We start from the raw sequence: 11998 nt of genomic DNA on the forward strand, positions 1-11998 counted from the left end.
GATCAGCTGCCATAAATGACGGGCGTCCCAAATAGGCGCCCGTCGCTGAACGGCAAAAACCGCACTAGACTCCCTCGTGCGCCTTAAACCGTACGGGCTCATATAACAAGGGGGAATGATTCTGTATGCAGTACTTAGGCTAATCGCACGGTGGTCGTTGCACCCAGAATCAATGCAGTTGTGCACTTGTCACCGGCCAACATAATGAAACAACGAGGTTGCTGGTATGAATAAGCTATCGGATCGTTTCAAGTTGTCTGTCGTGTTTGCTGCACTGTTGTCATTGAACGGGCTTGCCCACGCCGCTCAAACAGAAAAGACCAATATCCTGTTCATCGTCTCCGATGACACCGGTTATGGCGATTTGGGCCCCTATGGCGGTGGGATCGGGCGCGGCATGCCTACACCCAAAATCGATGAGCTGGCGGCAGAAGGTGTGACGTTCTATTCCTTCTATGCACAGCCAAGTTGCACCCCTGGCCGGGCGGCCATGCAAACCGGGCGCATCCCCAATCGCAGCGGCATGACCACCGTGGCTTTCCAGGGCCAGGGCGGTGGTTTGCCAGCAGCCGAATGGACACTGGCATCCGTGTTGAAGACCGGCGGCTACGACACCTATTTCACTGGGAAATGGCATTTGGGCGAAGCCGACTATGCGCTGCCCAATGCCCAGGGCTATGACGTGATGAAGTACGTCGGCCTGTATCACCTGAATGCCTATACCTACGCCGACCCAACATGGTTCCCCGACATGGATTCGGAAACCCGGGAGATGTTCCAGAAGGTGACCAAAGGCGCACTGTCCGGCAAGGCCGGCGAAAAGGTGGTTGAAGAATTCAAGGTCAATGGTCAATACGTGGATACGCCTGTCGTGGATGGTAAACCCGGCGTGGTCGGCATTCCTTTTTTTGATAACTATGTCGAAAAGGCTGCGCTGGAGTTTCTCGACACAGCGGCAAAATCGGACAAGCCGTTTTTCATCAACGTCAACTTCATGAAAGTGCACCAACCGAACTTGCCGGCCCCGGAGTTCGTTCATAAATCGATGTCCAAATCCAAATATGCCGATTCGGTCGTCGAACTCGATACCCATATTGGCCGCATCATGGACAAGCTCAAGGCTCTCGGCCTGGATAAGAACACGCTGGTGGTTTACACCACCGACAACGGGGCCTGGCAGGACGTTTATCCGGATGCCGGTTACACCCCGTTTCGCGGCACCAAAGGCACGGTGCGTGAGGGCGGGAACCGGGTACCGGCCATTGCCGTGTGGCCAGACAAGATCAAGCCGAATACGAAAAACCACGAGATACTCGGTGGCCTGGATTTGATGGCGACTTTCGCCTCAGTGGCTGGAGTGAAGCTGCCCGAGAAGGATCGCGAAGGTCAACCGATCATCTTCGACAGTTACGACATGACGCCAGTACTCACCGGTAGCGCCCCTTCGCCGCGCAAGGAGTGGTTCTACTTTACCGAGAATGAATTGTCCCCGGGCGCGGCCCGTGTCGGGAACTACAAAGCGGTATTCAACCTGCGAGGCGACGATGGCGCACAAACAGGCGGTCTCGCCGTGGACTCTAACCTGGGCTGGAAAGGCGCCCAAAAGTATGTGGCCACCGTGCCGCAGGTTTTTGACTTGTGGCAAGACCCGCAAGAACGCTACGACCTGTTCATGAACAACTTTACCGAGCGGACCTGGACCATGGTGCCGATCTCGGCAGCGATCATGAAGCTGATGAAAACCTACCTTGATTACCCGCCACGCAAATTGCAAAGCATGGGCTATGACGGACCGATCGAGCTGTCGCAATACCAGAAATTCCAATACGTGCGTGATGCGCTGAAAAAAGAAGGCATCAACTTGTCACTGCCTAACGGCAACTGATCAAACCCGCTGAAAAATGGCGGCCTCTCCGGAGGTCGCCACTGTCGAGAGTCGGGCTCTTTAAAAAAAAACGTCGAGATAGGCAGGCATTGGCCGGTCGGAGCCCCACTGATGCAATTGGTCGCGATCCCGGTCAGCCGCGAGGCGGCTTGCCTATTATTACTAGACAGAAACGCAAACCACCTTTGACTTTGAGGGCGTGAGTCATGATCTCCAGACTTGAGCTTCGCCACATCATTGAATGTGGTTTTCTGCCTCTTTCTTGCACCTGCACCGCAAATCCGGATGGATCGCTCATGATAAAAGTGATCGACCCGTCAACGGGTCACGTGGAATTGTTGGTCACTGGTGTCAGAACCGAAACACTAACGTCCAGCCGTGCTATCGCGGAGTTGATCAGCGAATTACGAGGTGAAATGCTGGCTTTGAAAACAGAGCTTCCCTGTCAGAACTCTGTTGGCTGACAGCTAATTTAAAGTTTTACGTCCAGCCGAATCAGATTCGGGCCGTCTTGCCGCTCTATGTAAGCGGCGACGCGTTCGCCGATCCGTTGGAAACCGAGATCGACACGGTGTTGATTAAACGTCAGTTCCCGCACCTCTAAACGGTCAATACCAATGGGCAGTCGAGGTTGTCTGATAACTACTCGATAGTCTGAGGCATCGATGGTGATGCCCAGACATGCCTGCAACAGCATAAAAATGGAGCCTGCCGCCCAGGCTTGGGGTAAACAGGCCACCGGGTAGGCAACCGGCGCCTCACCCGGACCGCGCTTGAACCCGCAAAACAGTTCTGGTAACCGCATCCCGAAGAAGGTCGCTGCCTCGAACATTCCGCTCAGGACACGGACAACGCCCAGCTGCTCGCCATACCTGGCCATACCCGCTGCGCACAGGGCTACGTCGTGCGGCCAGACCGAACCGTTGTGATATGACATCGGGTTGAACCGCACGGCTCCGGTTTCGAGTGTTCGAACGCCCCAGCCGTTATAAAAAATACTGGTCAGAAATTGCCGGGCAACGGTTTTCCCCCGTTCTGGCGAAGGTAATCCGGTGAACAGCAGGTGGCCGGCGTTCGAAGCTTTTACCTCACAACGCTTGCCATTACCGTCGAGCGCTATTGCGTAAAATTGCTGATCCTCCATCCAGAAGCACCGCTCGACTGCCTGGCGTAACCTGACTGCGATGTTTTGCCAGCGAACCGCGGCGTGTTCATTGCCTCGTTGTCTGGCCAATGTGCTCATGCTCAAAAATGCACGCCATGCATAACCTTGCACTTCTACCAAAGCGATGGGGCCTTCGGGATTACGGCCATCGCGATGAAAAATAGCATCATGACTGTCTTTCCAGCCTTGATTGGCCAAGCCGGTGACTTCCCCGCGCTGATAGCTGATGAAGCCTTCGGCATTCTTCAACGCATTGCTTTCCATCCAGAGCGTGGCCAATTCCAATGCGGGCCAAAGCGCATCAATGAACGCCAGATCGTTGGTCCGTTTTGCATAGGCTCCGGCCAGCATCACAAACAAAGGCGTCGTATCGACGCCCCCGTAATAGCGCGCAAAGGGTAATTCGTTGAGTTTCGACATTTCTCCCTGACGCGTCTCGTGCATGATCTTTCCTGGTTCGGCATCGCTGAAGGTCGAAACCTCCTTGGCTTGATGAGCCGCCAGGTAGGCGAGCACACCTCGCGCAAGGGACGGATTGAGCCAGAGTGATTGATAAGCGGTGATCACGGCGTCGCGACCAAAAGGCGTGGAGTACCAGGGGACTCCGGCATAGGGATAGGGGCCAGAGGGAAGATCGGCCGTCAGTAAAGCAAGGTCGGCACGAGACTTGTTCACCCATGCCTGGAACAACCGGCCAGAAGCCTTGATGCGCGCGCCTCGTTGCTCTTTCCTGCGCATGGACCGGCAAGCTTGAGCGGCGGCGGACCGGTAGCGTGTCCGCCCGGGCTGGACGATGCTGGAGCCCACTTCAATATAAAGTTCGTGGCTCTGATGAGCGCCGATATAGATCTGGAAACTGGCACTGTCGCCGCTGATGTGTCCTGGAAACTCAGAAAAGCTGATTGCCATGCAACGTTGCTGATTGTCCAATCCCTTGTAATGAAGCACTACGCCTTGTTCGAATATTTCAGGCTCAGAGAAGGTGCCGCGCAGTGGCCGGCTTTGGCCGCGGACCTCGAACATGTCGAGAAAGTCGCCGCAAAACCGCAGGTCGATCGGCAGTTTTCCAGGTTGGTCGCTGTAGTTGAAAAGGCTGATGCACTCGAACATTCGCTCTTCCCATAAAAAGCGTTTGCGCTCGATATGGATGACCCCCCGTGGCGTATCTTCTTCTCCCAGTGCCGGGAGCGGGTGGTTGGTCAAATGGGAACGAAAATAGACATTGTCCTGACTGACCGCTGCGGAGAGCAGCGATGGACGCTGGCCTGCCACGGTCAACTGGTACCTGGATAATAAACGAGTGTCGTGGTGAAACATGCCCACGGCGCCGCCGTCGATATCGCCAAACGCGTTGGCTACCAGGTACGTGTTGTGGTCGACCAGCACAAACAGGTTTTGGGCAATGGGTTCATTTGCGCACTGTTCGTGTTGAGGCTGTTCAGGAACGCTGGATGATTTTTTCATGGGCTAAATCAAGGCACCACGAAATCAAACCCTATCGGTAAGTGTCCGGTAGAGGTCGACATAACGTTGCGCCATCACCTTGGCTGAAAAACGTCTATCGAATACGTCACGTATCACTTGTCGATCAAGCTCAAGCACTTGGCGGGTAGCGAGAACCGCCTCATGTTCGCTATTGATTATGAAGCCGGTTACGCCATGATCAAGCACTTCGGGGACAGATCCGCAGCGCCAGGCGATGACCGGCGTACCACAAGCCATGGCTTCTATCATGACCAGGCCAAAAGGTTCGGGCCAATCGATGGGGAACAGCAGCGCCCTGGCATTACCGAGGAACTCGGCCTTGTCCCCGTCGCCAATCTCTCCGATGAATTCAATACCGGGAAGCGTCAATAAGGGGCGTATCTGCTGTTCGAAGTACTCGCGATCGGCCGCATCGATCTTGGCAGCCATTTTCAACGGCAGCCCGGCAGCGCGGGCAATGCTGATAGCACGGTCAGGACGTTTTTCCGGTGAGATACGCCCCAGAAAGGCGAGGTAAGCACCCGGTCTCGGCTGGAACGTCAAACTGGACTGCGATAAGCCGTGATAAATCGTATCGATCCAATTGGCGCAGGGTAACGGCTGGCGCTGATGTTGCGAGATCGAAACCAGGGGATAGGCAGGCCATCGAGAATAGGTGCCATCCAGGTCCTTGATATCCAGGCGGCCATGAAGGGTAGTCAAGACCTTATGGGCCATATCTTCGAAAAACGGAAAGTGCAATAAATCAATATGAAAGTGCAGCACATCGAACTCGGCCGCTCGATGTCGCAACTCATACAGCAAGTTCAAATGGCTTGCCAATTCTGACTTCAAGGGCGTGCCGTCAAGCCGCAACGCTTGATCCCGGGCGGCGACCAATGTCGCGCATGTACGGGATCCATTCGCAGCGAAGAGGGTGACGTCATGTCCCAGTTCGACCAAAGCATCCGTTAAATGAGCGACTACTCTTTCAGTTCCTCCGTAGAGAAAAGGGGGGACTGATTCGTACAGTGGCGCTATTTGTGCGATTTTCATAACCGCAATCCCCAATCAGTCAACGGTCTTGGCAACATCATGCCGTCACAGTTTTTTCGACCAATCAGGAGAGAAATAGGGTTTAACGCCGCGACAAACGGTTTTATAGATAGACCTATGGGCATGACGGATCTGGTAGCTCCAGCGTCCGCTTTCCACCCGAATCAAATTGCACAATATTAGAGGGAGAATCGGAGCCGCGGCCCGGAAAAGGCAACCGCGGCGACCGATCAATCAGGCGGCGGGGAGCAGGCCTTTCTGTTTGGCGACGTGAATCGCCAGTGCGTCCATCAAGTCCGGGGACAGGCAGTCATAGGGTTCCAGGCCGATCGAGCGCAGGCGCTCGCGGATAGCCTTCATTTGCGCTGGCGGCGTACCGGTTTCGATGATGGAGGACACGAACGCCGCGAATCCCGGCGCAGCCCATCCGCTCTGTGGCGAAAGCTCGGTGTGGACGAAGTCCAGGCCATAAAATGCATGGTCCTTGTTCTCGATGCGCCCGAATAAATGGGCGTGACACTGCTTGCAGGCGTGGCGCTGGATGGTTGCGTTTTCGTCGACAATCTCCAGTTTTTCGCCATGGGCAATGACGCTGACCTTATCTCGTGGCACCACGGCGATGACGGCGAATATCGCGTTTTGCGGTTTCCAGCATTTGCTGCAACCGCACGCGTGGTTATGCAGCGTTTGTGCGTCGATCTTGACCTCGACCTTGTCGGTCGCACACAGGCATTGCAGGGTGCCACCGGCGAAATTCTCGGCGGCGGGTTGGATACCATTGTCCAGTGCGGGGTGAAGTTGCAAGGTGCTCATGCTGGCGTCTCCGTTTCAGGGTGACAGAGTGCCTGGGCCGTGCCCCAGACCGGTAGTTCATCGGAACTCGATGACGGCGCGGCTCGATTTGCCTTCATGCATCAGATCGAACTGCGGCGGATTTTGAAAAGGGCACAGCGCATAAACGAGTGACCTCCTTCGGTGCGACCGGTCGGGTACCCAGATCAAGAATAGTCTGCGATGACGCCTTGAGCGCGGCTTGGGCCTGCGCACGGGGGAGGGACGATAAAAGGCGGGACACAAAAAACGGGCGCCGTCACGGCGCCCGTTTTCATTTATTCCGCTGCTTGAGCCCGCAAGCGTCGGCCGATCACATCCATCAAGTCACAGCCGTCGCGTAACGGAATGGCCAGCAGTTTGGAGAAGTCCGACAACACCACCGTGTATCTACAGGCCGCGTTGACGTAGATGTGCGTGGCTAATCCAGGATGAACAGGTCTCCTTCCACATCCGTATCGCCGTGTTTACGACTCTCTGCCGCAGAGTCGTAGACGATCATCAGAACCTCCCCGGGCTGCTCGCCCGATTGGAACAGACACATGCCTTCAGCGTGATCGTTGCCTTGCCCGAAAGGCACCTCCAGCACCTTCTCCAATTGATCGGTGAAGACCACGCTTTCCTCGTCGGACGCGAAACCGCCGCGCCAGCGGAAGACCGTTACCGGACCGTCCTGCTCCATCGTAGGGCCCGCCAGGATCAGCAGATCGTCACCGCGGGTGCACAGGTCACGCAAGCCCAGCCCATTGAGCGCGAAGAAGTGCTTGCGGTAGCGGCGCCCATCCGGACCGATCTTCTTCAGCACCAGCGTGTCAGTCGAGGCGTCGTTCAGCTCAGGTTCTATCTCCAGCAACACGGCCCAGCCGCGTAGCACCGGTCCACGCAGCCCCAGCAGAAGGCGCGAGCCGATCACCGCCAACCCTTCGATATCGAAGCCGTTGTCCTTACCCGGGATACGCAGGAAGTCGCGTAGCTGAGGATCTTCAGCAATGGCCGCGGTCAGGTCGTTACCGGTTTCGTTGCCCGGTAGTTGCGCCGCTGTACGTCCATCGGCATCCACTTTCCTGGCGAGTACATAGCTGTCGTTTTGCTGCACCACAGGGATGCGGGCCAGCAGGAAACGATTGCCGTCCGCCTCTACTGTCGACAGGCGCTTGATATTCTTCTGTGCAGAAGTGCCGGCCTCGGCTTTCTTTCGCTTCAGGCTATGGGAGCCCACCACCCAAAGGTAGCCACTGTCAGGGACATAGGCCAAGCCTTCGATATCAATCTCGGCGTCTTGTTTCGGTATGGGCAGATCCAGATATTCCAGGAGCGCAAACGATTTGTGCTCGTCGCACCTTACGACGCCGCCGGGCGCAGCATCCTGGATTTTCAGGCGTTCCAGGCTCGTGGTTTCGTCGTTCGCCACCCAGAGTGTGTCGTCAATCTGCTGAGCGACCGAAAGGCCATTGCGCAACGACGCAAACGCTGGATCAAAGCTCAACAGCGCAAAACTGCTTCGGTGGCTCATGAGCGGTCTCCTGTTTTTATGGCGCGGCGCGCCGGTTATTCAGAACCGGCTTCTGAACGTGTTCTTGGTCCAGTGCATCCACTCATCCTAGCCGACCTGTGCACCGCTGATGGCTCAGGTCCCTTCGCCGCAAGCAACCAGAATTAGTTCCGTCAACGTTCAAAATAGCCGACCAACGGTAACCCCGGCAGGCACAAAGCCTGCACTAATCACCTCGACGATCATTTGACGTCAATCTACTGCCATACCGTTTTCCTGATCAGCAGACCCAATTGACACAGCTCAATAGCGTCGGTTCGAGCGCAACTGTGGCCGCAACATTCCCCGCATACAGGATTATTGACATGATCGACCTCGCCACCTGGAATTTAAGCATCCCTGAAGGCAGCCCACCGGCCACCATAGAAACGCCTCGACTGGCGCAAGGCTTCAAGGGCCAGTATTTCAGTTCTGAAGCCGCTACCCTTTCTTTCTGGGCACCTGTAACCGGTTCCAGGACGGCCAACGCTATTTACCCGCGCAGCGAGTTGCGGGAAACCTATAGCGATGGAAGGCTACGCAACTGGCAGTATTCAGCGGCGGATAACATTCTGCGGGCGAATCTGAGCGTCAATCAGGTGCCCAGCTCCGGCAAGATCGTGATTGGTCAGATTCACAACAAGGACAGCAACAGTCCCATGGTGAAGCTGGAATACCAATACAAAACGTCGGCTTCGACGGGAAACATTGTCGCCAAGGTGCGCATGCGCGCCGACGATGAAGAGGGCCAGGTCATTACCATTGCGACGGGTGTGCCGCTCGGCCGCAACTTTTCCTACCAGCTCCACCTCAGCCCGAAGGGCGCGCTGGGCATCAGCGCAGCAGGAAACAACTGGAGAACCACCATCGACCCGAGCTGGAAGACCAAGCCACTGTATTTCAAAGCGGGCGCATATGTGCAGGACAACACCGGCTATCCCACCGAGGGCGGAAAAGTGACGTTCAGGATGCTGGAGGTCCAACACAACAATTAGTCGCTTCTTTAGGTCACTACCGTTGGCACGCCGATCCGAAGGGTGAAAACCTTTAGTGGATTTCCTCGTCGATCGGCTACCAAGTGGCTAGCTGTCAGTGAACTCAACCGCGTGGACGGCAGATGCCCTCGAAGCCTTTCAAAACCATTGCGTGCGCATACAGGGGGATTGCACCGTTTCGCGATGGGCAGCTATCGGCCCAAACCAGCCCCTGATGTATGTTTGTTGTCGCCATTTATTATTGGCACTCATGGAGGATTCTGACTGATGGCACGCGTGGGATTGATACTGACACCCGGTTTTGCGGACTGGGAATACGCTTTCATTGCTGGAACTGCGTCCCCGTTTTACGGGATCGACGTCAGGTTTTTCGCTCCTGCTGCGGGGCAGTTCCGCTCGCAAGGTGGATTGGCAGTAACGGTCGATAGCAGTTTGCAAGAATGTCTGGACTGGAAACCGGACGTTGTTGTCGTCATTGGAGGAATGGTCTGGGAGCGTTCAGACGCACCGGATATTCGGGCCTTTCTTCACGCCAGTCGTTCAAGTGGAGCTGCAATTGCCGGTATTTGTGGGGGAACGCTGGCACTTGCCAGGGCCGGGCTTCTCGACACGGTTCCTCATACTTCAAACAGCGCTGATTTCTTAAAACAGCATGCCGTAGGTTATGAAGGGGGCACGCTTTATCAAAACAGTCCGGTCGCAGTGGTTGCAGACCGCATCATCACTGCTCCAGGCCCTGCACCCGTTAGTTTCACCTGCGCAGTGTTCGAAGGTGCCGGGCTATCTTCGGAAATCATTTCTCAGTTCAGGTCAATGTTGGCAGCGGAACATCGGTGATCGCTTGGTCGTAAAAACAGCCGATCCGATAAAAGGTGACGGATCTATTTAGCGAAAAAATAAATCTGTCACCTATTGAACGCTGAAACTACTCAAGCGGTTTTTTTGAACTGCGACAGTTTCTCGTACCCCGATTCTACAAACTGTCTTCTTTGTAGATAGACGACTGAAGAAACTCTGCTATCAGCGATGTAATTTGCTGTTGAATCTCCCCGCGCGGGCGAGCGTTGTTGCCATCTCGGCAAATGATGCCATCGCCTGGTACTTCTTCTTCAAGCAATGCCTGCGCGCCAGGTTTGCACATCGACAAGAAACTGAAATGGCTTGCATCGCTGATTTCGACGTAGCGGCTTGATGCCGAAGGCAGGCGTTTGACCAGATTGGCAGACTCCAACTCAGCGGGAAGCTCCTCCGACGGTACGCCGGCAGCGATCACCAGCGCGGGTACCGGCAGCGTTGCCAGGCTTTCATCGGTCATGCCCCGTGAAAGGCCCAGGTCCAAGGTAACCACAGCAGTGACGCGTTTATCGCGCCAATCGGCGGTCAATGCGGCCTTTGATTCCGAGGTGGTTGCGGGGTTTATCTTTGCGTAGACGGTGCAACTTGATAACTGCGGGTGGGCTTTGCAGTCATGGGCGAAGCGGTCTGGATCGAACCGGGCGCCGGCGATTTCCAGGGCGGTCCAGCCGCCGAGTGAATGGCCCACCACCGCAATTCGGTCATTGGCGACCAAGCCGAATTTTTCAGGTTGAGTCGTGACCCCATCAATAGCTCTGCGCAAATCAACGGGCCGCTGCCATAACTGCGCCGCTGCTGGAGGGCTACGGTCATGAGTGGTAGTGCCGGGGTGGTTGATTGCGGCGACGATGTAACCCCTATGAGCCAGAGCACTGGCAAGCCAGATCTGGTTGCTCCAGTTACCTCTGTACCCGTGGGAGAGCACCAACAATGGATGCTTGCCAGCAGCAGGCGGCGCGTCACGAACGGCAGAAGCCCCGACGAACACCGCATCATCACCAATCATTTGCGTGGCAGCGGTAGTTGCACTGGGGTACCAGACGACCATTTCTAGCGCACGGTCATTGTGCGAGTCCGCCAGTGTGGAAGCGTGGAAGCCGACAGGGTTCTCGTCAGCGAGTGCGAGAGTCGTCAGCCCGGTCAACAACAGGGCGCCAAAAGCTATTTTCAATGCCGTTTCTTCCTTGATTAGACAAGTGCATGGTATGAGTTCAGCGCCCGTTTATAACGCAAGGTGCTCAAAGTTTGTAGCCAATCTGCCGCAACAGGCTCTTGCGCCACAGGATGTCTTCCTCGCCTTCAATGTCACGGGCACAGAAGCCGTCCACCACGCCCAGAATCGCTCGCCCTTGCTCCGTCTCGACGAGAATCACTTCAGTCGGGTTGGCCGTTGCACAAAAAATACGGCACACCTCTGGAACCATTTTGACGGCGTTCAACACGTTTACGGGATAGAAGCCATCGTCGAGGAAAACGATGAAGCTATGGCCCGCGCCAATGGCTGTCGCATTCTTCTGGGCCAGTTCGATCATGGCGGTATCGGTGCCGGACCAGCGCACCAGGCATTTGCCGGAAGCTTCGCAAAAGGCCACGCCAAAGCGGATTCCCGGCACGGCATTGACCAACGCTTCGTGGATGTCCTCGACGGACTTGATGAAGTGCGTCTGCCCCAGAATGAAGTTCGTCGCTTCCGGTTTATCGATTTTCAACGTGCTGAGTTGCATCTCGAACGCCTCCTTCCACGATGTCGTTAATCTTCAGCCTAGCGTGAGAACGAGCCGGACGTTGATCGCCGCTGCGGTTGATACTTGAAAATACAAAAGACCCCGGTGCTGACACAGTGCAGATACATCAGTGCGCTTTCATGGGCCAGCCCCCACTCATAGAGAGAATTGCCATGTACCGCAAACTGCAGCAGGTCGCGAAGTTCCTCAGCCAGAGCGCCCGTTTGATGGTCGGAGTGCCCGATTACGATAACTACGTTGCGCAAATGGCGCTCAATCATCCCGGCGAGCCGGTCATGAGCTATTCAGCGTTTTTTCGAGAGCGTCAGGAGGCCCGTTTCGGCCGTGGAAAATGCAATACCCGTTGCTGCTAGAACTTCGCATAGTTCAACGCATCGACAATGGCCGAGCCGCCGATGCCGGTCAGCATCAGTACCTGATGACCATCTTGCGACGCGATGTCAGTGGCTGTTAAATCAGACAGACCACTTT

At 55.7% G+C, this 11998-nt stretch carries 11 protein-coding genes; 5 read left to right on the forward strand and 6 right to left on the reverse strand.

The features are described from left to right. Positions 1–226 precede the first annotated feature (226 nt). Both BLW70_RS17245 and BLW70_RS17250 read left to right on the forward strand, forming a co-directional pair. Positions 227–1885 (forward strand): arylsulfatase, encoded by a 1659-nt coding sequence (locus BLW70_RS17245; RefSeq protein ID WP_074875894.1) that lies wholly within the window; start codon positions 227–229, stop codon positions 1883–1885. A gap of 206 nt (positions 1886–2091) precedes the next feature. Then, positions 2092–2349 (forward strand): DUF1652 domain-containing protein, encoded by a 258-nt coding sequence (locus BLW70_RS17250; protein ID WP_074875896.1) that lies wholly within the window; start codon positions 2092–2094, stop codon positions 2347–2349. An 8-nt stretch (positions 2350–2357) separates the two neighbouring features. Here the strand turns inward: BLW70_RS17250 and BLW70_RS17255 are convergent, their stop codons facing one another. The 4 genes from BLW70_RS17255 to BLW70_RS17270 form a co-directional block, all read right to left on the reverse strand. After that, the gene (locus tag BLW70_RS17255; protein ID WP_083383374.1) at positions 2358–4514 is read right to left on the reverse strand and encodes an amylo-alpha-1,6-glucosidase; all 2157 of its coding nucleotides are present in this window, start codon (positions 4512–4514) and stop codon (positions 2358–2360) included. Positions 4515–4538: 24 nt separating this feature from the next. Beyond that, positions 4539–5570, reverse strand: coding sequence for a glycosyltransferase family 4 protein (locus tag BLW70_RS17260; RefSeq protein WP_074875898.1), 1032 nt, complete (start codon positions 5568–5570; stop codon positions 4539–4541). A 234-nt stretch (positions 5571–5804) separates the two neighbouring features. Beyond that, complete coding sequence (gene gfa, locus BLW70_RS17265; RefSeq protein ID WP_074875900.1) at positions 5805–6383, reverse strand: S-(hydroxymethyl)glutathione synthase; 579 nt, start codon at positions 6381–6383, stop codon at positions 5805–5807. A 439-nt stretch (positions 6384–6822) separates the two neighbouring features. Beyond that, on the reverse strand, positions 6823–7914 hold the full coding sequence (locus BLW70_RS17270) for a DUF3616 domain-containing protein (protein WP_074875902.1): 1092 nt from the start codon (positions 7912–7914) through the stop codon (positions 6823–6825). A gap of 344 nt (positions 7915–8258) precedes the next feature. Here BLW70_RS17270 and BLW70_RS17275 point away from each other — a divergent pair, with 344 nt between their 5' ends. Next, entirely contained in the window at positions 8259–8927 is a 669-nt protein-coding gene (locus BLW70_RS17275) for a polysaccharide lyase family 7 protein (protein ID WP_074875904.1), read from the forward strand. Positions 8928–9194: 267 nt separating this feature from the next. After that, positions 9195–9764, forward strand: a complete 570-nt coding sequence (locus BLW70_RS17280; protein ID WP_074875906.1) for a DJ-1/PfpI family protein — start codon at positions 9195–9197, stop codon at positions 9762–9764. Between the two features lie 136 nt (positions 9765–9900). Here BLW70_RS17280 and BLW70_RS17285 read toward each other — a convergent pair whose 3' ends face one another. Next, complete coding sequence (locus BLW70_RS17285; protein WP_074875908.1) at positions 9901–10953, reverse strand: alpha/beta hydrolase family protein; 1053 nt, start codon at positions 10951–10953, stop codon at positions 9901–9903. Positions 10954–11020: 67 nt separating this feature from the next. Continuing rightward, positions 11021–11506 (reverse strand): adenosine-specific kinase, encoded by a 486-nt coding sequence (locus BLW70_RS17290; protein WP_074875910.1) that lies wholly within the window; start codon positions 11504–11506, stop codon positions 11021–11023. Positions 11507–11679: 173 nt separating this feature from the next. Here BLW70_RS17290 and BLW70_RS17295 point away from each other — a divergent pair, with 173 nt between their 5' ends. Beyond that, positions 11680–11880, forward strand: coding sequence for a YbdD/YjiX family protein (locus tag BLW70_RS17295; protein WP_074875912.1), 201 nt, complete (start codon positions 11680–11682; stop codon positions 11878–11880). Positions 11881–11998 lie beyond the last annotated feature (118 nt).

This window comes from Pseudomonas frederiksbergensis (assembly GCF_900105495.1).
Taxonomy (GTDB): Bacteria; Pseudomonadota; Gammaproteobacteria; order Pseudomonadales; family Pseudomonadaceae; genus Aquipseudomonas; species Aquipseudomonas frederiksbergensis.

Coding starts and splice junctions, on each gene's coding strand:
- BLW70_RS17245 (WP_074875894.1), top strand. CDS start 227: ATGAATAAGCTATCGGATCGTTTCAAGTTGTCTGTCGTGTTTGCTGCA.
- BLW70_RS17250 (WP_074875896.1), top strand. CDS start 2,092: ATGATCTCCAGACTTGAGCTTCGCCACATCATTGAATGTGGTTTTCTG.
- BLW70_RS17255 (WP_083383374.1), bottom strand. CDS start 4,514: ATGAAAAAATCATCCAGCGTTCCTGAACAGCCTCAACACGAACAGTGC.
- BLW70_RS17260 (WP_074875898.1), bottom strand. CDS start 5,570: ATGAAAATCGCACAAATAGCGCCACTGTACGAATCAGTCCCCCCTTTT.
- gfa (WP_074875900.1), bottom strand. CDS start 6,383: ATGAGCACCTTGCAACTTCACCCCGCACTGGACAATGGTATCCAACCC.
- BLW70_RS17270 (WP_074875902.1), bottom strand. CDS start 7,914: ATGAGCCACCGAAGCAGTTTTGCGCTGTTGAGCTTTGATCCAGCGTTT.
- BLW70_RS17275 (WP_074875904.1), top strand. CDS start 8,259: ATGATCGACCTCGCCACCTGGAATTTAAGCATCCCTGAAGGCAGCCCA.
- BLW70_RS17280 (WP_074875906.1), top strand. CDS start 9,195: ATGGCACGCGTGGGATTGATACTGACACCCGGTTTTGCGGACTGGGAA.
- BLW70_RS17290 (WP_074875910.1), bottom strand. CDS start 11,506: ATGCAACTCAGCACGTTGAAAATCGATAAACCGGAAGCGACGAACTTC.
- BLW70_RS17295 (WP_074875912.1), top strand. CDS start 11,680: ATGTACCGCAAACTGCAGCAGGTCGCGAAGTTCCTCAGCCAGAGCGCC.